Source organism: Pseudomonas maumuensis, assembly GCF_019139675.1.
In the GTDB taxonomy this organism is placed as follows: Bacteria; Pseudomonadota; Gammaproteobacteria; order Pseudomonadales; family Pseudomonadaceae; genus Aquipseudomonas; species Aquipseudomonas maumuensis.
In genome coordinates, this window is sequence record NZ_CP077077.1 from 2,028,168 (window position 1) to 2,047,562 (window position 19,395).

The 19,395-nt window shown below is 64.4% G+C and carries 19 protein-coding genes; 10 read left to right on the plus strand and 9 right to left on the minus strand.

The window, feature by feature from the left end; all coding sequences use genetic code 11:
* Nucleotides 1-8: 8 nt before the first annotated feature.
* The gene (locus KSS90_RS09295; RefSeq protein WP_217869115.1) at nt 9-2,516 is read right to left on the minus strand and encodes an ABC transporter permease; all 2,508 of its coding nucleotides are present in this window, start codon (nt 2,514-2,516) and stop codon (nt 9-11) included.
* Nucleotides 2,516-3,199 (minus strand): ABC transporter ATP-binding protein, encoded by a 684-nt coding sequence (locus tag KSS90_RS09300; RefSeq protein WP_217869116.1) that lies wholly within the window; start codon nt 3,197-3,199, stop codon nt 2,516-2,518. Before KSS90_RS09300 ends, KSS90_RS09295 begins: the two co-directional genes overlap by 1 nt.
* A gap of 10 nt (nt 3,200-3,209) precedes the next feature.
* Between KSS90_RS09300 and KSS90_RS09305 the strand changes: the two genes are divergently transcribed.
* The 3 genes from KSS90_RS09305 to KSS90_RS09315 all read left to right on the plus strand — a co-directional run bounded on the left by KSS90_RS09305 (nt 3,210) and on the right by KSS90_RS09315 (nt 5,225).
* Nucleotides 3,210-3,815, plus strand: a complete 606-nt coding sequence (locus tag KSS90_RS09305) for an arylesterase (RefSeq protein WP_217869117.1) — start codon at nt 3,210-3,212, stop codon at nt 3,813-3,815.
* 58 nt (nt 3,816-3,873) lie between these two features.
* Nucleotides 3,874-4,155, plus strand: coding sequence for a hypothetical protein (locus KSS90_RS09310; RefSeq protein WP_217869118.1), 282 nt, complete (start codon nt 3,874-3,876; stop codon nt 4,153-4,155).
* 95 nt (nt 4,156-4,250) lie between these two features.
* Nucleotides 4,251-5,225, plus strand: coding sequence for a L,D-transpeptidase family protein (locus tag KSS90_RS09315; RefSeq protein ID WP_046854905.1), 975 nt, complete (start codon nt 4,251-4,253; stop codon nt 5,223-5,225).
* A gap of 246 nt (nt 5,226-5,471) precedes the next feature.
* On the opposite strand, the gene oprI is transcribed toward KSS90_RS09315, so the two are convergent.
* The gene (gene oprI, locus KSS90_RS09320; RefSeq protein ID WP_003259780.1) at nt 5,472-5,723 is read right to left on the minus strand and encodes an outer membrane lipoprotei OprI; all 252 of its coding nucleotides are present in this window, start codon (nt 5,721-5,723) and stop codon (nt 5,472-5,474) included.
* A gap of 490 nt (nt 5,724-6,213) precedes the next feature.
* Between oprI and KSS90_RS09325 the strand changes: the two genes are divergently transcribed.
* Complete coding sequence (locus tag KSS90_RS09325; RefSeq protein WP_031315036.1) at nt 6,214-6,495, plus strand: GNAT family N-acetyltransferase; 282 nt, start codon at nt 6,214-6,216, stop codon at nt 6,493-6,495.
* Nucleotides 6,496-6,557: 62 nt separating this feature from the next.
* Here the strand turns inward: KSS90_RS09325 and KSS90_RS09330 are convergent, their stop codons facing one another.
* Nucleotides 6,558-7,634, minus strand: coding sequence for a 3-deoxy-7-phosphoheptulonate synthase (locus KSS90_RS09330; protein ID WP_011533136.1), 1,077 nt, complete (start codon nt 7,632-7,634; stop codon nt 6,558-6,560).
* A 259-nt stretch (nt 7,635-7,893) separates the two neighbouring features.
* Here KSS90_RS09330 and KSS90_RS09335 point away from each other — a divergent pair, with 259 nt between their 5' ends.
* The 3 genes from KSS90_RS09335 (at nt 7,894) to cysB (ending at nt 10,551) form a co-directional block, all read left to right on the plus strand.
* A complete protein-coding gene (locus KSS90_RS09335; protein ID WP_217869119.1) occupies nt 7,894-8,856 on the plus strand; it encodes a putative 2-dehydropantoate 2-reductase in 963 nt (320 codons plus the stop codon).
* A 95-nt stretch (nt 8,857-8,951) separates the two neighbouring features.
* Nucleotides 8,952-9,449 (plus strand): universal stress protein, encoded by a 498-nt coding sequence (locus KSS90_RS09340; protein WP_217869120.1) that lies wholly within the window; start codon nt 8,952-8,954, stop codon nt 9,447-9,449.
* A 127-nt stretch (nt 9,450-9,576) separates the two neighbouring features.
* Nucleotides 9,577-10,551 (plus strand): HTH-type transcriptional regulator CysB, encoded by a 975-nt coding sequence (gene cysB / locus KSS90_RS09345; RefSeq protein WP_011533140.1) that lies wholly within the window; start codon nt 9,577-9,579, stop codon nt 10,549-10,551.
* A 138-nt stretch (nt 10,552-10,689) separates the two neighbouring features.
* Here cysB and KSS90_RS09350 read toward each other — a convergent pair whose 3' ends face one another.
* The 5 genes from KSS90_RS09350 to rloA form a co-directional block, all read right to left on the minus strand.
* Entirely contained in the window at nt 10,690-11,424 is a 735-nt protein-coding gene (locus tag KSS90_RS09350; RefSeq protein ID WP_217869121.1) for a phosphoadenylyl-sulfate reductase, read from the minus strand.
* A gap of 113 nt (nt 11,425-11,537) precedes the next feature.
* Nucleotides 11,538-12,881: an aminodeoxychorismate synthase component I gene (pabB, locus tag KSS90_RS09355; protein WP_217869122.1), complete on the minus strand. Its 1,344-nt coding sequence runs from the start codon at nt 12,879-12,881 to the stop codon at nt 11,538-11,540.
* 142 nt (nt 12,882-13,023) lie between these two features.
* The gene (locus KSS90_RS09360) at nt 13,024-14,004 is read right to left on the minus strand and encodes an alpha-L-glutamate ligase-like protein (protein WP_217869123.1); all 981 of its coding nucleotides are present in this window, start codon (nt 14,002-14,004) and stop codon (nt 13,024-13,026) included.
* Entirely contained in the window at nt 14,004-15,539 is a 1,536-nt protein-coding gene (gene rloB, locus KSS90_RS09365; RefSeq protein ID WP_217869124.1) for an osmotic stress tolerance membrane protein RloB, read from the minus strand. Before rloB ends, KSS90_RS09360 begins: the two co-directional genes overlap by 1 nt.
* A 5-nt stretch (nt 15,540-15,544) precedes the next feature.
* Nucleotides 15,545-16,081 (minus strand): retropepsin-like aspartic peptidase RloA, encoded by a 537-nt coding sequence (rloA, locus tag KSS90_RS09370; RefSeq protein WP_102683263.1) that lies wholly within the window; start codon nt 16,079-16,081, stop codon nt 15,545-15,547.
* A gap of 285 nt (nt 16,082-16,366) precedes the next feature.
* Here rloA and KSS90_RS09375 point away from each other — a divergent pair, with 285 nt between their 5' ends.
* The 3 genes from KSS90_RS09375 (at nt 16,367) to prpC (ending at nt 19,249) form a co-directional block, all read left to right on the plus strand.
* A complete protein-coding gene (locus tag KSS90_RS09375) occupies nt 16,367-17,083 on the plus strand; it encodes a GntR family transcriptional regulator (RefSeq protein WP_217869125.1) in 717 nt (238 codons plus the stop codon).
* The gene (prpB, locus tag KSS90_RS09380) at nt 17,080-17,970 is read left to right on the plus strand and encodes a methylisocitrate lyase (protein ID WP_038706441.1); all 891 of its coding nucleotides are present in this window, start codon (nt 17,080-17,082) and stop codon (nt 17,968-17,970) included. Before KSS90_RS09375 ends, prpB begins: the two co-directional genes overlap by 4 nt.
* 151 nt (nt 17,971-18,121) lie before the next feature.
* Nucleotides 18,122-19,249 carry a bifunctional 2-methylcitrate synthase/citrate synthase gene (gene prpC, locus KSS90_RS09385; protein ID WP_217869126.1) on the plus strand — a complete coding sequence of 376 codons (1,128 nt, stop codon included), beginning with the start codon at nt 18,122-18,124 and terminating at the stop codon, nt 19,247-19,249.
* The last annotated feature ends 146 nt before the right edge of the window (nt 19,250-19,395 follow it).

A 19,395-nucleotide genomic window follows, 5' to 3' on the forward strand; every position in this document is an offset into this window, starting at 1 on the left:
CCCAGGGTTCAGCCCTCGCGCAGCACGGCCAGCGGGCTGCTGTTCAGTGCCCGTCGGGTGCCGTAGCCACCGGCGGCGCCGATCAGCAGCGCGCCCAGCAGCGGTAGGAGGAGCAATGCCGGGTGCGGCGCCCAGGCCAGGTCGAAGGCATGGCGGTACAGGCCGAAGGTGATCAGCTCGCAGCCCAGTGCCGCGAGCAGGCCGCTGGCGGCGCCGAGCAGGCCGAACTCGATGCGTCGTGCCTTAACCAGCAGCGGGCGTGCCGCTCCCAGCGCTCGCAGCAGGGCACCCTGGCGGATGCGTTCGTCGAGGGTCGCCTGCAGGCCGGCAAACAGCACCGCCAGCCCCGCGGCGAGCACGAACAGCAGCACGTATTCCACCGCCAGGGTGACTTGGGCGAGGATGCTGCGCAGCTGGGCAAGCAGCGCATCGACCTGTAGCACGGTTACCGCCGGGAAGGCCCGGGACAGCGCGACGATCTCCTGGTCGTGGCCTGGCGCCAGGTAGAAGCTGGTGAGGTAGGTGGTGGGCAGCCCTTGCAGGGTGCCCGGCTGGAAGATCATGTAGAAATTGGGCTGGAAGCTGTCCCAATGCACGCTGCGCAGGCTGCTGACCCGGGCCTGGCGTTGCTGGCCGCCGATGTCGAAGGTCAGCAGGTCGCCCAGTTGCAGGTGCAGGCTCTGGGCCAGCTCGGCCTCGACCGAAACCCCGGGGATTTCATCGTTGGCGGGCGCCTGCTGCCACCATCGGCCGGCGCTCAGGGCATTGCCCTGGGGCAGCTCGGCGGCCCAGGTCAGGCTGAGGTCGCGTTGGATGGCGCGCTCGCCGGTGGACTCCTTGCTGACCAGCTGGCGCACCGGCTGCTCGTTGATATGGGTCAGGCGGCCGGGAATCACCGGGTACAGCGGCGCGGCGGTGGCGTTGATCTGGGCCAGGCGTTCGGCGAACGGCTGGCGCTCATCGGGCAGGATGTTCAGCGCGAAATGATTGGGCGCGTCCTTGGGCAACTGCGCCTGCCAGGTGTCGAGCAGCTCCGCCCGCAGCAGAGCGACCAGGCCCATTGCCAGGAGGATCAGGCCGAAGGCCAGGGCCTGGCCGGCGGCGGCCAGCGGGTGACGCAGCAATTGCCCGAGCCCCAGGCGCCAGGCCAGTGGCGCGCCAGCCAGCAACCGGCGCAGGCTGCGCAGGCCGAGCAACAGCAATCCACCCAGCAGCAAGGCGGCGATCAGCCCGCCGCCGAGCAGGGCGAAGGTCAGCAGCAAGTCCAGGCTCAGGCGCCACATGATCAGGCCCAGAGCGAGCAGGGCGGCGCCGTACACCAACCAACTGCTCGGTGGCAGTGGCAGCAGGTCGCGGCGCAGCACCCGCAGCGGCGGCACACGACCAAGGGCTGCCAGCGGCGGCAAGGCGAAACCGGCCAGGGCTACCAATCCGGTGCCGATGCCGGCCAGCGCCGGGGTGAGGCCTCCGGGCGGCACCTGGCTGGGTAACAGGCCCTCGAGCAGGCGGAACAACCCCAGCTGCGCCAGCCAGCCGAGCAGGGCGCCGGCGAGCGCCGCGGCGACACCGAGCATGGCCAGCTGCAGACTGAAGAGGCCGAGGGCCTGGTGCCGGGAAAGCCCCAGGCAGCGCAGCAAGGCGCTGGCATCCAGGCGCCGCGCGGCGTAGCGGCTGGCCGACAGGGCCACGGCGACGCCGGCCAGCAGCACCGCCACCAGGCTCGCCATGTTCAGGTAGCGCTCGGCCTTGCCCAGGGCGCCGCCGATCTGCCGGTTGCCGTCGCGGGTGTCGAGCAGGCGCTGGTTGGCGGCGAGGCTTTTTTCCGCCGTCTGCCGGTACTGCTGCAAGGCGTCGATATCACCGCGCCACAGGTCGCGGTAGCTGACTCGGCTGCCGGGCTGGATCACCCCGGTAGCATCGAGGTCGGCGAGGTTCATCAGCACTCGCGGCGTAAGGCTGTAGAAGTTGCCGGCGCGGTCGGGCTCGTAGGTCAGCACGCGGCTCATGCGCAGGGTCTTCATACCGACGTCGATGCTGTCGCCAATGGCCAGGCCCAGCGCCGCGAGCAGGCGCGGCTCGACCCAGGCTTCGCCCGGCGCGGGGCCGCCGCCTGGCGTTTCTTCGGCGTAGGGCGCCGCCGCGCTGCGCAATTGGCCACGCAGTGGATAGGCGGGGTCGGCGGCCTTGATGCTGGAAAGCTGGATGCCGCTGTCGCCGCCGACCACGCTGGTAAATTCCACCACCCGCGCATGGCCCAAGCCCAGCGCCGTGCCATCGGTGATTTGCTGTGTGCTGGGCGGGGCGCTGCCTTGCAGAACCAGGTCGGCGCCGAGGAACTCACTGGCGCGCAACTGCATGGCGCCGTTGAGGCGGGCGCCGAAGTAGCCGATGGCGGTACTGGCCGCTACCGCGACCAGCAAGGCGAAGAACAGTACGCGCACTTCGCTGGCGCGGATGTCGCGCTGCAATTGGCGCAGGGCCAGGACACACAGTCGTGGAAACGATAGGCGGGTCATCAGGGCTCCAGGGGCGCCACCAGGCGACCGGCATCCAGGCGGATCAGGCGGCGGCAGCGCTTGGCCAGGCGTTCGTCGTGGGTTACCAGCACCAGGGTGGTTCCGCGCTCCTGGTTCAGTTCGAACAACAGGTCGCTGATGCGCTCGCCGGTGTGGCTGTCGAGGTTGCCGGTGGGCTCGTCGGCGAACAGCACGGCCGGTTGCGCGGCGAAGGCGCGGGCGATCGCCACCCGCTGCTGCTCGCCGCCGGAGAGCTGGCGTGGGGTGTGGCTCAGGCGCTTGCCCAGGCCGACCCGCTCGAGCAGGTCGCGGGCGTGTTCGCGGGCATCGCGGCGGCCGTCGAGCTCCAGCGGCAGCATGACGTTCTCCAGGGCGTTGAGGCTGTCGAGCAACTGGAACGACTGGAACACGAACCCCACGTGCTCGGCTCGCACCTGGGCACGTTGGTCCTCGTCGAGAGGGCCGAGGTCGTGTCCGGCCAGGATTATCTTGCCGGCGCTGGGCCGGTCGAGCCCGGCTAGCAATCCCAGCAGTGTGGATTTGCCGGAACCGGAAGCACCGACGATGGCCAGGCTGTCGCCCTGGGTGAGGTCGAGGGAAAGGGCGTGGAGGATGGTCAAGTCGCCTTCCGCGCTGGGGACCACTTTGCTAAGGTTCTGCGCAACGAGAATGCTGGGGCCCATGGAGAATCCGATGCGAATGTGGTGGTTGAGTGCCGGTCTGGTCCTGTGTTGCCTGGCCCAGGGCGCGGCGGCGGGAACGTTGCTGGTCGTCGGCGATAGTATCAGCGCCGGTTTTGGCCTGGATACCCGCCAGGGCTGGGTCAATCTGCTGCAACAGCAACTGCGCAAGGAGGGTTTTGACGACCAGGTGGTCAATGCCTCCATCAGTGGTGACACCAGCGCGGGCGGCCAGGCGCGGCTGTCGGCGCTGCTTGCAGCGCACAAGCCGGATCTGGTGGTGCTGGAGTTGGGGGGCAACGATGGCCTGCGCGGGCAGCCACCGCAGCAATTGCAACAGAATCTTGCGGCAATGATCGACCAGTCCCGCGAGGCGGGTGCGAAGGTGCTGCTGCTGGGCATGCGCCTGCCGCCGAACTATGGTGTGCGCTATACCACGGCGTTCGCCCAGGTCTATGAGCAACTGGCCACGGAGAAAAAAGTGCCGCTGGTGCCATTTTTTCTCGAGGGCGTGGGTGGGGTGCCGGAGCTGATGCAGGCCGATGGCATCCATCCTGCAGCCGCCGCCCAGCAGCGTTTGCTGGAAAATGCTTGGCCGGCGATAAAACCCTTGCTGTGACGCTTTTATCGGGGGCCGCTTTCGGCTAATGTTGCGCCCCCCGTTTCGAGTGCCCCCGATGCCGCGCCCTGCCTGGTCCCTGTACGCCTACCAACTGATCGAGCCCGACGAGCAGCTCGACCTGTTTGCCTGCCAGGAAGTGCGCATCCACCTCGCCGCCCGCCAGCTCGAGCTCGGCGTGCCTGTCGACCGTACCTTGTGTGGTGGCCTGCTGCCCGCGCAGCCGCGCTGGTCGGACGTCGAGCGCACCATCTACCGTGACGAGCGCCTGTGTGAGTTGTGCAAGGCAATCCTCGATGCCCAGCGGCGTGGCATGCGCCCGGTGTGGCCGGAACTCTGAACGCCTTTCATCATCTGAAATGCTTGCGCCTCCCGCTTGTTTCGACGCGGGTGTACAATCGATTCCCTTGACTGACCTTTCGAAGGATTTCCCGGATGTTGCCGCGCTTTCCCGCCGTCACCCGTAGCCTGACCCTGGCCGCCTTGCTGGCGACAGGCCCCGCTGTTGCGCTGGAACTGCCGTTGCCACCCCCCGGTGAGGACGTTGTCGGCCAGGTCCATACTATCCAGGCCAAGTACGAAGACACCTTCGCCGACATCGGTACCGCCAACGATCTCGGCTACCTGGAAATGATCGCTGCCAACCCAGGCGTCGACCCGTGGCTGCCGGGCGCCGGTACCGAGATCATCCTGCCGACCCGCTACATCCTGCCGCCGGGGCCGCGTGAAGGCATCGTCATCAACCTGGCCGAGTACCGTCTCTACTACTACCCGAAAGGGCAGAACGTAGTGCATACCTTCCCGCTGGGTATTGGCCGCGAGGGCTGGGGGTCGCCGATCGCGAACACCAAGATCACCGCCAAGACGCCAAATCCGACCTGGACCCCGCCGGCCTCGATCCGTGCCGAGCACGCCGCCGATGGCGACATCCTGCCGACCGTGGTGCCGGCCGGGCCGGACAACCCGCTGGGTCCGTTCAAGTTCACCCTTGGGGTGCCGGGCTACCTGATCCATGGCTCGAACAAGAAGTTCGGTATCGGCATGCGCACCAGCCACGGCTGCTTCCGCATGCTCAACAACAATGTGCTGACGCTGTCGAAGATGGTCCCGGTGGGTACGCCGGTACGCATCATCAACGAGCCGTACAAGTTCGGTATCAGTGCTGGCAAAGTCTATCTGGAAGCCCACACGCCGCTGGACGACCATGGCAACCCGTCGGTGGTCGACAAGCACACTGCCGTCATCAATGCGCTGCTCAAGCGCGAAGACCTGGCCAACAACTTGCGCATGAACTGGGACATGGTGCGCGATGTGGTCGCTGCCGAAGATGGCATGCCGGTCGAGATCGCCGTACCCACCAATGGCGCAAGCGCGCCGATGGTGTCGAGCATTCCACCGGAGTTGCAGTAAGCGATTGCCTACGGGTAACTAACTAGCAGGGCGCTTTTTGTACAGAGCTAGGGGCCGCCTTGCGGCTTATCGCGGGACAAGCCCCCTCCTACAGGTATGCGCGTGTTGCGCTGTAGGGGGGGGCTAGTCCCGCGATGGGGCGCAAAGCGGCCCCTGTTGTTTGGCCTTGCAGCAACAGGCTTTCTTCCAGGCAATAAAAAAGCCGACCCACAAGTGGGTCGGCTCCATAACAATCCGTGAGGATTATTACTTGCGGCTGGCTTTGTCCAGCATACGCAGAGCGCGCTCGTTGGCTTCGTCAGCAGTTTGCTGAGCCTTCTGAGCAGCTGCCAGAGCGTCGTCAGCTTTGCGGTAGGCTTCGTCTGCACGAGCCTGAGCGCGAGCTGCTGCGTCTTCGGTAGCAGTCAGGCGAGCTTCGGTTTCTTTGGATACGCTGCTGCAACCGGTAGCCAGAACTGCGGCCAGAGCCAGAGCAGAGAATTTCAGAACGTTGTTCATCGTGTTCCCCTTCAAGGACTTTCTATTAAATAGCCATCTCTCGGAAAAGAGAAACTGGCCGGCGTACATAGTACCCATTACTTGTAGTAAGTAAACTGACTGAGCGCAAGAACTGCAAAAAAAATGCTGTCGAGGGCTCCGGTGACGGGGTTTGTAAACAAACTGTGAAAGCCATGGCCAGCGTTCGCAAGCGATTGTAGTACGGGAACTTTTTTGTTGAACTAAGGGTGACTTTAACTGTCCCTCAGCGTCTTAGCTCAAGAACATCCGGTTGCTGTTGCCAAGGCCTGGGCAGGATGCTGTCAGCATTTTCATTCAGGGCGGCTTGAGCATTCTCGCTGGCGCCGCCTACTATTTGAGGGTGCCATCGACGCAGAACGATCCAGTTCGCGCTGCTGTCCAAGGGCAACAGGTGGCGTGGAGGTTCCTCCGCCGGATAAACCACATCGGTAAGGTATGGGTCTGCCGACAAGACCTGCGAGGAGTAGTGATGAGCGAAACGCTGACCATCCACCATGACCAGGCCGGTCATCAGTTCGAGACCACCGTGGACGGTCACCGGGCCTACCTGACTTACATGGACCTGGGCAAGCAGACGCTGGACATCTATCGCACCTTCGTTCCCAACGCCCTGCGTGGGCGCGGGATTGCCGCCGCGCTGACCGAAAAGGCCCTGGAGTACGCCGAGCAGATGGGCTATACGGTCATCCCGTCGTGCTCCTATGTCGAGCGCTACATGGAGCGCCAGCAGCGTCATTCGAGCAAGGCCTGACCTGGCAGCACGCACACATGAAAACGCCGGGCATTGCCCGGCGTTTTCGTTTGCGCGATTTCTCAGCCGCGTTGACGCTTGGGCAGCACGTCCTTGAGCTTGGCGTGCATGCTGCGCAGGGTCTTCTCGGTGGCGGCCCAGTCGATGCAGGCGTCGGTGACCGACACGCCGTACTGCAGCTCGTCGAGGTTCTTCGGAATGGCCTGGCAGCCCCAGTTCAGGTGGCTCTCGACCATCAGGCCGATGATCGACTGGTTGCCTTCGAGGATCTGGTTGGCCACGTTCTCCATGACCAAAGGCTGCAGGGCCGGGTCTTTGTTGGAGTTGGCGTGGCTGCAGTCGACCATGATGTTCGGCTTGATCTTCGCCTTGGCCAGGTCCTGTTCGCACAGGGCGACGCTCACCGAGTCATAGTTGGGCTTGCCGTTGCCGCCGCGCAGTACCACGTGGCCGTAGGCGTTGCCCTTGGTGGTGACGATGGACACGCCACCTTCCTGGTTGATGCCCAGGAAGCGGTGCGGCTTGGACACCGACTGCAGGGCGTTGATCGCCACGGTCAGGCCGCCATCGGTACCGTTCTTGAAGCCGACCGCCGAGGACAGGCCGGAGGCCATCTCGCGGTGGGTCTGGGATTCGGTGGTGCGCGCGCCGATGGCCGACCAGCTGATCAGGTCCTGCAGGTATTGCGGGGAGATCGGGTCAAGCGCTTCGGTGGCGGTGGGCAGGCCTTTCTCGGCCAGGTCCAGCAGCAGCTGGCGGCCGATGTGCAGGCCGTCCTGGATCTTGAACGAGTCATCCAGGTACGGGTCGTTGATCAGGCCTTTCCAGCCGACGGTAGTGCGCGGCTTCTCGAAGTACACGCGCATGACCAAGTACAGGGTGTCGGAAACTTCCTCGGCCAGTACCTTCAGGCGCTCGGCGTACTCGTGGGCAGCCTTGATGTCGTGGATCGAGCACGGGCCGACCACCACGAACAGGCGATGGTCCTTGCCGTCGAGGATATTGCGCACCACTTCACGGCCGGCAGTCACGGTCTGCAGGGCCTTGGCGCTGAGGGGGATTTCCTTCTTGAGCTGATCGGGGGTGATCAAGGTCTCGTTGGAGGCAACGTTAAGGTCATCGATCGGTAAATCAGCCATCGTGTTACTCGTCAGGTCACGGGTGCCGGCCGCCAGCGATCCCCGTGCGGCCCAGCAGCAGATTGTTCGCAGCGGGGAGGCCGAACCTTAGCGCGTTAGCGGGGGCGCGACAATGGGCTGGGCCCCGTCGATACGGGTTTTTGCCGGCCAAGCGGCTTTTGGGCACGAGCTTGCTGCCTGGTGGGATGATTTCGCCGTGGCAGCGACACCTGCGTATAGTGGCTGACCAATAACAATGACTCTTGACCAGGAGCACGGCATGGCGTCCCTCGACCCTCAGGTTGGCAATCCCCGCATAGGCATCATCGGCAGCGGCGCAATCGGTGGCTTCTATGGCCTGATGCTGGCCCGCGCCGGTTTCGACGTGCATTTTCTGCTGCGCAGTGAATACCAGGTCGTGCATGAGCAGGGGTTGCAGCTCGACAGCGCCGTGCATGGCCTGGTGCGCATGCCCGTGCAGGCCTACGCCTCTGCCGCCGACATGCCACCTTGCGACTGGCTGCTGGTGGGGGCCAAGGCAACCAGTAATGCCGAGCTGGCGCCCTTGATCGTGCAAGCCGCGGCGCCGCAGGCCAGGGTGGTGCTGCTGCAGAACGGCCTTGGGGTCGAGGAGCAGCTGCGCCCGGCCTTGCGCCCGGACATGCACCTGCTGGGCGGGCTGTGCTTCATCTGCGTCAACCGCGAGCGCCCCGGGGTGATCCGCCACCAATCGTTGGGCGCGGTGAACCTGGGCTATCACAGTGGCCCGGCACAGGGTGACGCTGCGGCAGTAGTGGAGGAGGGCGCCGAGCTGTTCCGGGCTGCGGGCATCGACTCCCAGGCCATGGCCGATCTCGACCAGGCACGTTGGCAGAAACTGGTGTGGAACGTGCCCTACAACGGCCTTTCGGTGCTGCTGCAGGCCAGCACCACTCCTTTGATGGGCGATGCCGACAGCCGGGCGCTGATCCAGGCATTGATGGCGGAGGTGGTGGCGGGTGCCAGGGCCTGCGGCCTCGAGTTGCCGCAAGGCTATGCCGAGCACCTGTTCCGGGTGACCGAGAAGATGCCGGACTACTGGCCGAGCATGTACCACGATCATGTCCTGCAGCGGCCGCTGGAACTGCAGGCGATCTACGCCGAACCCTTGGCCCGTGCGCGTGCGGCTGGCTGCGAACTGCCGCGCATGGAGGCGCTATATCAGGCCCTGGCGTTCATCGATCGGCGTAACCGGCAAGCCTGAAGGCCGCGAAGGCTGTGCGCCGGACGGCCAGGCGACTGCTCATGGCGCTGCTAAGCTCAAGCTTGCTCTGCCGTAGCGGCAGTCGAGGAGGTCTAATGATCCGTTCCATGCTGTTTGCTACAGACCTCGGTGTGTATGCGCCCTTCGTCATGCAGCACGCCTTGGCCTTGGCGCGGACCTTCAACGCAGAGCTGTATGTGATTCATGCCGTGGAGCCCATGGGGCAGTTCGCCGAATCCTTGCTGCAAAGCTATCTGGATGAGCAGACCCTCGACACGTTGCACGGCGAGGGTATCAACACGGTCATGGCCAATATCGAGCAGCGGGTGCTGGAAAACTTTCGTGACGAGATGACCGAGCCGGCTGACCTGGCACTGATCCGCGCGGTGCGGGTTCGCCAGGGCGACCCGGCCCAGGTGATCCTCGAGCAGGCCCAGCGGTTGTCGGTCGACTTGCTGATCTTCGGCAGCCATAGCGCCGGGGCGGGGGTGGATGTACCGATCGGTCGCACGGCGGTTCGGCTGCTGCAACTATCAACGGTGCCGGTGTACATGGTGCCGTTGGCTCACCATCTCGGGCGTAGGAAATCGTGAACCTGGCGGTAGGGCTTTTTCCTACGAACGTAACAAAATAGTTCTAGATTTATTTCTCAAGCCACTAATATAGTTATAACTCGTCGCTGCCGGCGCGCCGGTGACCTACCGCCTTTGAGGGATATCTATGAAGCTTCAGCAACTGCGCTACATCTGGGAAGTGGCGCACCATGACCTCAACGTTTCCGCGACGGCGCAGAGCCTGTATACCTCCCAGCCCGGGATCAGCAAGCAGATCCGCCTGCTCGAGGACGAACTGGGTGTTGAAGTCTTCGCCCGCAGCGGCAAGCACTTGACCCGCGTCACCCCGGCGGGCGAGCGCATCATCAATACCGCCGGCGAGATCCTGCGCAAGGTCGAAAGCATCAAGCAAATCGCCCAGGAGTTCTCCAACGAGAAGAAGGGCACCCTGTCGATCGCCACCACCCACACCCAGGCGCGCTATGCGCTGCCGCCGGTGATCAGCAATTTCATCAAGCAGTACCCGGAAGTCGCTCTGCACATGCACCAGGGCTCGCCCATGCAGATCGCCGAGATGGCGGCTGACGGCACCGTCGATTTCGCCATCGCCACTGAAGCGCTGGAGCTGTTCGGCGACCTGATCATGATGCCGTGCTACAAGTGGAACCGCTGCGTCGTGGTGCCTCAGGGGCACCCGCTGACCAAGCTGCCGAAGCTGACCCTGGAGGCAGTGGCCGAGTACCCGATCGTCACCTACGTATTCGGCTTCACTGGCCGTTCCAAGCTCGACGAGGCGTTCAACCACCGTGGCCTGACGCCGAAGGTGGTGTTCACCGCGGCCGACGCCGACGTGATCAAGACGTATGTACGCCTGGGCCTGGGCGTGGGTATTGTGGCCAAGATGGCGGTGGACCCGAAACTCGACAGCGACCTGGTGTGCCTGGATGCCAGCGAACTGTTCGAAGCCAGCATCACCAAGATCGGCTTCCGTCGCGGTACCTTCCTGCGTGGTTTCATGTGCGACTTCATCGAGAAGTTCGCGCCGCACCTGACCCGTGAGGTGATGGCCAAGGCGATCCAGTGTCATAACAAGCAGGAGCTCGAAGAACTGTTCGAAGGTGTCGAGCTGCCGGTGCATTGATTCCAGACTGTATGGGGCCGTTTCACGGCCCTTTCGCCGGCAAGCCGGCTCCCACAGGATGGCGCATGGCTGGAGGCTGGCGCGTTCGCGGTGGAAGCTGGCTTGTCGTGGCGACGAACCGCAGCTTCCCCAGCTATTTCAAGCCTTGCCGATCAGATTGCCGGCGTGCAGCCCGCATTCCTTCTGGGTCGACTCTTCCCACCACCAACGTCCTTCGCGCTCATGCTGGTTCGGCAGCACCGGGCGGGTGCATGGCTCGCAGCCGATGCTGATGAAGCCGCGCTCGTGCAGGCTGTTGTAGGGTAGCTCGAGCATGCGGATGTAGCCCCAGACTTCCTCGCTGGTCATCTGCGCCAGCGGATTGAACTTGTACAGAGTGCGCTCGGGGGTGGAGAAGGCGCTGTCGATCTCCAGGGCCGCGACCTGGCTGCGAGTGCCCGGGCTCTGGTCGCGGCGCTGGCCAGTGGCCCAGGCGCTGACAGTGGCCAGCTTGCGGCGCAGTGGCTCGATCTTGCGGATGCCGCAGCATTCGCCATGGCCGTCCTTGTAGAAGCTGAACAGGCCCTTTTCCTTGACGAACGGGTCGAGCTTGTCGCGATCCGGGCTGAGGATCTCGATCGGCAGGTTGTACTGCTCGCGCACCTGGTCGATGAAGCGGTAGGTCTCCGGATGCAGGCGTCCGGTGTCGAGGCTGAACACCTTGACCTGCTTGTTCAGTTTCCAGGCCATGTCCACCAGCACCACATCTTCGGCGCCACTGAAGGAGATCCACAGATCGTCGCCGAAGTGTTCGAAGGCGAGCTTGAGGATCTCCTGCGGGGACTTGCTGGCATAGGTCGCGGCCAGGGCGGCGACGTCGAACGATTGGCTCATCAGGCGGTTTCCATCGGGTGAGTGGCGCTGTGCGCTCGTAGTGGTCAGATGGTAACAAAAAATGGCGAGGCAGACGCCTGGCGATCGTGGGGCAAGCCCGCTCCCGCGGAGTTCTACAAGGCTTGCAGCGTTTCCATCAGCACGCGCACTTTGGCGATCGACTCTTCGTATTCAGCCTGCCAATCCGAATCGGCCACCACTGCGCCGCCGCCCCAGCAACAGACCTGACCGTCCTTGACCAGCAGGCTGCGAATGGCGATCGAGCTGTCCATTTCGCCGCGCACGTCGAGGTACAGCAGCGAGCCGCAGTACAGTGCCCGGCGCGTCGGCTCCAGCTCGTCGATGATCTGCATGGCGCGGATCTTCGGGGCGCCGGTGATCGAGCCGCCGGGGAAACTGCCGGCGATCAGGTCCAGGGCATCCTTGCCTGCGGCCAGGTGGCCGACCACGCTGCTGACCAGGTGGTGGACATTGGGGTAGCTTTCCAGGCTGAACAGCTCCGGCACCTTTACCGAACCGGTCTGACAGGTGCGGCCGATGTCGTTGCGCAGCAAGTCGACGATCATCAGGTTCTCCGAGCGGTCCTTGGCACTGGCCAGCAACTCGGCAGCGTTGCTGGCGTCCTCGTGCGGGTCGGCCGAGCGTGGCCGGGTGCCCTTGATCGGGCGGGTTTCGACTTCGCCCTGGCTGACACGGATGAAGCGCTCGGGTGAGAAGCTCAGCAGCGCCGTGCCTTCATCCAGCTGCTGGTAGCCGGAGAAAGGCGTTGGGCAGGCGGCGCGCAGGGCTTGGTAGGCGTGCCACGGGTCGCCCTGGCAGGGGGCGCGGAAGCGTTGGGTAAGGTTGATCTGATAGCAGTCGCCAGCCTGGATGTAGCGCTGGACCTGGTCGAACGCTGCCCGGTACTGCTCGGGGCGAAGATCGCCGGTCATGGGCGCTAGCAGGTGGAAGTCACCGCTATCGCCCGGGGGGCCGGCCTCGAACAGCGCGATGAGCCGTTGCCGCTCTTCCTCGGGCAGGCGCGGGTGGAACACCAGTTGGCTGCTGCCCTGTCGATGGTCGGTCACCAATGCCCACGCATACAGTCCGAGCCGCGCATCAGGCAGCCCGAGGTCGTCGGTCGCCAAGGCGGGCAACTGCTCCAGGCGCCGGCCGAAGTCGTAGCTCAGGTAGCCGATCAGGCCGCCGGCAAACGGCAGCTCGATGCCCTCGGGCAGCCGGGCTTCCCCAAGGTCCGCCAGTGCCTGGCGCAGGCGTTGCAGGTAAGCCTGGCCTTCTTCATCGCTGCGTACCTGCAGCTGTTGCAGGGGCCAGGCGCTGAGCAGATCGTAGCGACCGCGTTCGGCACTTGGGCGGGCGCTGTCGAGCAGGATCGCGCCGGGCGCGCAGCGCAGGCGTTCGAAGTAGAAGGCGGGGTCAGGCTGATAGGGCAGGAGGTGCAGCGTACAGGTCGGCATCAGAGTGGACGGCGATGAAAAAGCGAGGAGGGCGATTGTAGACCTGTGGGGGGGATGCGCCTAGCGCTGGTAGCGACATTAGCCTGTCGTATTCACCGACATGCCTGCTGCGCAGCTCTTTCGCTGCGCAGCGGCGCCGGGGTTACTGCGGATGCACGTGTCCGAACAGGCCCTGCGAGACCTTCACGCGTTGCTCGGCATCCTCGCTGCGACCTTCCTTGGCCAGCATCTCCAGGTGCGCCTCGATGGCGTGGGTGCGTTGCGTGAGCCCGCAGTCGTTGGCGATCTGGATGTTCAGGCCGGGGCGGGCGTTGAGTTCGAGGATCAACGGGCCCTTGTCCTGGTCCAGCACCATGTCCACGCCGATATAGCCCAGGCCGCACAGCTCGTAGCAGCTGGCGGCAAGCTTCATGAAGCCGTCCCAGTTCGGCAGTTGCACGCCGTCGACCGCGTTAGTGGTGTCGGGGTGCTTGCTGATGATCTTGTTCAGCCAGGTGCCGCGCAGCGTCAGGCCGGTGGCCAGGTCTACACCGACGCCGATGGCGCCCTGGTGCAGGTTGGCCTTGCCGCCGGACTGGCGGGTCGGCAAGCGCAGCATGGCCATCACCGGGTAGCCCATCAGCACGATGATGCGGATGTCGGGCACGCCCTCGTAGCTGATGCTCTTGAAAATCTGGTCCGGAGTGACCCGGTACTCGATCAGCGCACGGTCGCGGTGCCCGCCCAGCGAATACAGGCCGGTAAGGATGCTGGAGATCTGGTGTTCGATCTCCTCGTGGCTGATGATCTTGCCCGAAACCGTGCGGTAGCGGTCCTCGAAGCGGTCGGCGATCACCAGGATGCCGTCACCACCGGCGCCCTGGGCCGGCTTGATGACGAAGTCGCTGCGCCCACCGATGATCTCGTCGAGTTTGTCGATCTGCTTCTCGGTCTCGATGATGCCGTACATCTCCGGCACATGGATGCCGGCCGCCAGGGCGCGCTCCTTGGTGATGATCTTGTCGTCGACGATCGGGTACAGGTGGCGCTTGTTGTACTTCAACACGTAGTCCGCGTTGCGCCGGTTGATACCCATGATGCCCCGGGCCTCCAGGGCTTTCCACGTCTTGATCAGGCCAAACATCAGGCGTCAGCCTTCTTCAGGAATGCCTTGAAGCGCACGAGCTCGGTCAGGCGGTAGCCGCGGTAGCGACCCATCGCCAGCATGAAGCCCACCAGGATCAGCAGCACCGCCGGGAAGGTGAAGACGAAGTAAACGGCTTCCGGCACGGTCATCAGCAGGTGCGCGATGGAGGCGGCGAACAGGGTGCCGACGGCCACTTTCATGGCATGGCCGCCGCCGCGCTCTTCCCAGGTGATCGACAGGCGTTCGATGGTCATGGTCAGGATCACCATCGGGAACAGCGCCACCGACAGCCCGCGCTCCAGGCCCAGCTTGTGGCTGAACAGGCTGATGGCGGCGATCAGCACCACGACGAAGGTCAGCACCACCGACAGGCGCGGCAGCATCTGCAGCTTGAGGTGTTCCAGGTACGAGCGCAGCGACAGGCCCAGGGCGGTGATCACCGTGAACAGGATGATGCCGAAGCCCAGTTGCGTCTCGCGGAAGGCCAGGGCGATCAGCACCGGGGTGAAGGTGCCGAGGGTCTGGATGCCGATCAGGTTGCGCAGCACCAGGATCACCAGCACGCCGATCGGGATCATCACCATGATCATGAAGGTCTGCTGGGTCTGCAGCGGCAGGCCGTACAGCGAGTATTCAAGGAAGTCGGCGTCGGTGTTCTCGTCGGTCAGCTTGGCCAGGCGGATGGCGTTCATCTCGCTGTTGTTCATGCTGAAGGTAACGCTGGCCTTCTTGCCGCCATCGACGGTGATCAGGTTGTCGTCGCCGGTCCACCACAGCAGGCGGTCGCTGGGCAGGCCTTGCTCGCCGGTCTCCGGGTTGAAGTACAGCCAGTCGTTGCCGTTGAAGCTGCGCAGCCACAACTCAGGGCTTTGCGGGGTGTCGGCCACCAGACGGATGGTGTGGACCTTCTCCAGCGGGACGTGGGCGATGGACAGCAGCAGGTCGATGACCTGGGCTTTCTTGAGTGGCGAGTTGTCGCCGGCCAGCAGCAGCTTGGCGTTGTCGTCGTTGGCGTTGTTGACCCGCTTGATGGTCTCGCTGACGAAGGTCTCGACGTCGGCCGAGTGCTGGCGGATCGGTGCCATCAGTGCTTCGGCGGCGATCTTCTCGGGGCCTTCGACCGCCAGGCTGTCGCGGAAGGTCGGGCCCTTGATCTTGGCCTTCTCGGTGCTGTAGCGCTTGGTCAGCACCAGGCGGTAGTAGAGGGTCTGGTTGCCGCTGGCGCGACGGGCCGACCAGGTCACCTTGCGGTTGCCGTCGGCGCGGTTGACGCTGACCCCGTAGTTGTTGGAGATGAAGCTCTCGTTGAGGCTCACGTAGTCACGGTTCAGCGGGGGCACGAACATCTGCACCTTGACCGGGTCCTTGGCGCTGGCGACGAACTCGACCTTGGCGTCGATGTTCCACAGGTCATCGGTCTCGTCCTCGGTCACCGGGATGCCGAGGGCGAAGATCTGGTAGGCCGTGATCGCGATGCCCAGCACCACCAGGACGGTGATCAGGACTTTCAGGTGGAGGGTAAGAGAGCGCATCGGGATTACTCTGCTTTGGTAGCTTCGGTGGCACAGGCAGGTTTGCCGGCCGCGTATTTAAGGCTTGGGTCGACCAGCGCACCGAAGTGCTTGAGGGCCTCGGAACCGATCAGCAGCGGGAACTGGAAGGCGCTGCGGTCGGTGAGGTTGACCTCGATGGTGCGTCGCGTCTGGCCCATGCAGATGTCGAGTTCGATGACCGGACGGGCAGTGTAGGCCTTGCCCGAGTCGGCGTCATAGTCCCCGGCGCGGCGCTTGATCTTGCTGACGCGGGCCAGGGGGCGTTCGATGGGGTGCTTGTGCGCGGCGTCGATGGCCAGGTAGAAGCGCACCCAGCTCTCGCCGTTGCGCTTGAAGCGCTTGATGTCGCGGGCGCTGAGCGAGGCGGTCTTGGCGCCGGTATCGAGCTTGGCTGCCACTTCCAGATCAAGGTCGCCCAGGCGGGCGTATTCGTTGAGACCGTACACGGTCTTTTCGGCCGCGGGCGCGAGTGCCGGCAGCAGGGTCAGGCAGAGCAGCAATGAAGCGGGTTTGAGTCTCATAATCCTGGCGCGGTGCTGTGCAAAGTTCAGGGCAAGGCGACTGGCCAAGCGTCCTCATTGATCTGTCATGGGCATGAAATGATGACAGACACACTATCCATGCTCCCGAAGGAGCGCGGCATTCTATCACGCCGGTGCCTTGACGCCAGCGCGCCCGCGATCTGACCCCATGAAGGCGGGGTAAGTTCGTTATTAGACGATTGTCGACAATGTTCTTTTTGTCTTTGACTATGCGCCTCTGTTTGGCTAGTTTTGGCGTCACTGATTTTGAAGGTGTCGACAATAATGCTGGACACAGCCCCGGCCACCGCATTGCCCCAGGACGAGACCGAGACCCTTTCGGAGCATGTCTTCCGGCGTATCCAGGCCGCCATCGTCAAGGGCGAGATCGCCCCCGGCAGCAAGATTTCCGAGCCTGAGCTTGCGCGTACCTACGGCATCAGCCGCGGCCCGCTGCGCGAAGCCATCCACCGTCTCGAAGGCCAGCGCCTGCTGGTGCGGGTGCCGCATGTCGGCGCCCGGGTGGTGTCGCTGAGCCACGCTGAGCTGATCGAACTGTATGAAATCCGTGAGTCGCTCGAAGGCATGGCCTGTCGCCTGGCCGCCGAGCGCATGAGCCAGGCCGCCATCGACGAACTGCGCCATGTGCTCGATACCCATGAGCGCGATGCCGCGTTCCAGGCCGGGCAGGGCTACTACCAGCAGGAAGGCGACTACGACTTCCACTACCGGATCATCCAGGGTAGCGGCAACCAGACCTTGTACAAGATGCTCTGCGGCGAGCTGTACCAACTGGTGCGCATGTACCGCATCCAGTTCTCCACCACGCCCAACCGGCCGCGCCAGGCCTTCGCCGAGCACCACCGTATCCTCGATGCCATCGAAGCCCGCGACGGTGAGCTCGCAGAACTCCTGATGCGCCGCCACATCGGCGCGTCCAAACGCAATATCGAGCGCCACTACCAGGGTGCCGACAACAATAGCCCACGAGGTGAGTCATGACAGTGAAGAGCACGCCCGGCCAGCGTTTCCGTGACGCGGTCGCCGCCGAACATCCGCTGCAGGTGGTCGGGACCATCAACGCCAACCACGCCCTGCTGGCCAAGCGCGCCGGTTTCAAGGCCATCTACCTCTCTGGCGGCGGTGTCGCCGCCGGCTCCCTGGGCCTGCCGGACCTGGGCATCAGCGGCCTGGATGACGTGCTCACCGACGTACGGCGCATCACCGATGTGTGCGACCTGCCGCTGCTGGTGGATGTCGACACCGGCTTCGGCGCCTCGGCCTTCAACGTCGCCCGCACCGTCAAGTCGATGAGCAAGTTCGGCGCCGCCGCCATCCATATCGAGGACCAGGTCGGCGCCAAGCGCTGCGGCCACCGCCCGAACAAGGAGATCGTCTCGCAGCAGGAGATGGTCGACCGCATCAAGGCGGCCGTGGATGCCCGCAGCGACGACAGCTTCGTGATCATGGCGCGCACCGACGCCCTGGCGGTGGAAGGCCTCAATGCCGCGCTGGACCGCGCCGCCGCCTGCATCGAGGCCGGCGCCGACATGATCTTCCCCGAGGCGATCACCGAGTTGCACATGTACAAGACCTTCGCCGACCGGGTGAAGGCGCCGATCCTGGCCAATATCACCGAATTCGGCGCCACGCCGCTGTACACCACCGAGGAACTGGCCTCGGTCGACGTGTCGCTGGTGCTCTACCCGCTGTCGGCCTTCCGCGCCATGAACAAGGCGGCCGAGAACGTCTACACCGCGCTGCGCCGCGACGGCACCCAGAAGAACGTGATCGACACCATGCAGACCCGCATGGAGCTCTACGATGCCATCGGCTACCACGCCTTCGAGCAGAGCCTCGATGCGTTGTTCGCCCAGAAAAAAGGTTGAGGCCGTGAGGGCCTCATCGCTGGCAAGCCAGCTCCCACAGGATTGCGCAAGCCTGCTTTTTGTGGGAGCCGGCTTGCCGGCGATAGGCCGGTACAGCCACCCGGATTAGCCAGCAAGACTTCGATAACAAATTCAAGAAAGGAGAAACACCATGGCCGAAGCAAAAGTACTCAGTGGCGCGGGCCTGCGTGGCCAGGTGGCCGGCCAGACCGCGCTGTCGACCGTCGGCCAGGCCGGCGCCGGCCTGACCTACCGCGGCTATGACGTGCGCGACCTGGCCGCAGGCGCCGAGTTCGAGGAAGTGGCCTACCTGCTGCTGTACGGCGAGCTGCCGAGCAAGGCCGAGCTTGCCGACTACAAGCGCAAGCTCAAGGGGCTGCGCGACCTGCCGCAAGCGCTGAAGGAAGTGCTCGAGCGCATCCCGCGCGATGCACACCCGATGGACGTGATGCGTACAGGTTGTTCGGTACTTGGCACCCTGGAGCCGGAGCTGACTTTCGACGCCCAGCGCGACAAGACCGACCGCCTGCTGGCGCTGTTCCCGGCGGTGATGTGCTACTGGTACCGCTACACCCACCACGGCGTGCGTATTGACTGCAGCAGCGACGAAGACACCCTCGGCGGCCACTTCCTGCACCTGCTGCACGGCAAGGAGCCGAGCGAGCTGCACGTCAAGGTGATGAACGTCTCGCTGATCCTTTACGCCGAGCACGAATTCAACGCCTCGACCTTCACCGCCCGGGTCTGCGCCTCGACCCTGTCCGATTTGTACTCCTGCGTGACCGCCGCCATCGGCTCGCTGCGCGGCCCGCTGCACGGTGGTGCCAATGAGGCGGCCATGGAGCTGATCGAGCGCTTCCAGAGCCCGCAGGAGGCCACTGCCGAGCTGCTGCGCATGCTCGAGCGCAAGGACAAGATCATGGGCTTCGGTCATGCCATCTACAAAGAGTCCGACCCGCGCAACGAAGTGATCAAGGGCTGGGCCAAGCAGTTGGCCGACGAGGTGGGCGACAAGGTTCTGTACCCGGTCTCCGAAGCCATCGACAAGACCATGTGGGAGCAGAAGCGTCTGTTCCCCAACGCCGACTTCTACCATGCCTCGGCGTACCACTTCATGGGCATCCCGACCAAGCTGTTCACCCCGATCTTCGTCTGCTCGCGCCTGACCGGCTGGGCCGCGCACGTGTTCGAGCAGCGCGCCAACAACCGCATCATCCGCCCGAGCGCCGAGTACGTCGGCGTCGAGCAGCGCCAGTTCGTGCCGATCGAGCAGCGCTGAGGCAACGACCGCTAGGGCTGCCATGCAGCCCTTTCGCCGGCAAGCCGGCTCCCACAATGTCCACGCGTTTCTGTGGGAGCCGGCTTGCCGGCGATGGGGTGCGCAGCGCCCCCAAGGCCTGACCTGCAAACCGAATACCGTGAGCC

Coding starts and splice junctions, on each gene's coding strand:
- rloA (WP_102683263.1), bottom strand. CDS start 16,081: ATGAGACTCAAACCCGCTTCATTGCTGCTCTGCCTGACCCTGCTGCCG.
- pabB (WP_217869122.1), bottom strand. CDS start 12,881: ATGCCGACCTGTACGCTGCACCTCCTGCCCTATCAGCCTGACCCCGCC.
- KSS90_RS09310 (WP_217869118.1), top strand. CDS start 3,874: ATGCCGCGCCCTGCCTGGTCCCTGTACGCCTACCAACTGATCGAGCCC.
- KSS90_RS09360 (WP_217869123.1), bottom strand. CDS start 14,004: ATGTTTGGCCTGATCAAGACGTGGAAAGCCCTGGAGGCCCGGGGCATC.
- prpB (WP_038706441.1), top strand. CDS start 17,080: ATGACAGTGAAGAGCACGCCCGGCCAGCGTTTCCGTGACGCGGTCGCC.
- prpC (WP_217869126.1), top strand. CDS start 18,122: ATGGCCGAAGCAAAAGTACTCAGTGGCGCGGGCCTGCGTGGCCAGGTG.
- KSS90_RS09340 (WP_217869120.1), top strand. CDS start 8,952: ATGATCCGTTCCATGCTGTTTGCTACAGACCTCGGTGTGTATGCGCCC.
- KSS90_RS09335 (WP_217869119.1), top strand. CDS start 7,894: ATGGCGTCCCTCGACCCTCAGGTTGGCAATCCCCGCATAGGCATCATC.
- KSS90_RS09325 (WP_031315036.1), top strand. CDS start 6,214: ATGAGCGAAACGCTGACCATCCACCATGACCAGGCCGGTCATCAGTTC.
- oprI (WP_003259780.1), bottom strand. CDS start 5,723: ATGAACAACGTTCTGAAATTCTCTGCTCTGGCTCTGGCCGCAGTTCTG.
- KSS90_RS09295 (WP_217869115.1), bottom strand. CDS start 2,516: ATGACCCGCCTATCGTTTCCACGACTGTGTGTCCTGGCCCTGCGCCAA.
- KSS90_RS09330 (WP_011533136.1), bottom strand. CDS start 7,634: ATGGCTGATTTACCGATCGATGACCTTAACGTTGCCTCCAACGAGACC.
- cysB (WP_011533140.1), top strand. CDS start 9,577: ATGAAGCTTCAGCAACTGCGCTACATCTGGGAAGTGGCGCACCATGAC.
- KSS90_RS09300 (WP_217869116.1), bottom strand. CDS start 3,199: ATGGGCCCCAGCATTCTCGTTGCGCAGAACCTTAGCAAAGTGGTCCCC.
- KSS90_RS09350 (WP_217869121.1), bottom strand. CDS start 11,424: ATGAGCCAATCGTTCGACGTCGCCGCCCTGGCCGCGACCTATGCCAGC.
- KSS90_RS09315 (WP_046854905.1), top strand. CDS start 4,251: ATGTTGCCGCGCTTTCCCGCCGTCACCCGTAGCCTGACCCTGGCCGCC.
- KSS90_RS09305 (WP_217869117.1), top strand. CDS start 3,210: ATGCGAATGTGGTGGTTGAGTGCCGGTCTGGTCCTGTGTTGCCTGGCC.
- KSS90_RS09375 (WP_217869125.1), top strand. CDS start 16,367: ATGCTGGACACAGCCCCGGCCACCGCATTGCCCCAGGACGAGACCGAG.
- rloB (WP_217869124.1), bottom strand. CDS start 15,539: ATGCGCTCTCTTACCCTCCACCTGAAAGTCCTGATCACCGTCCTGGTG.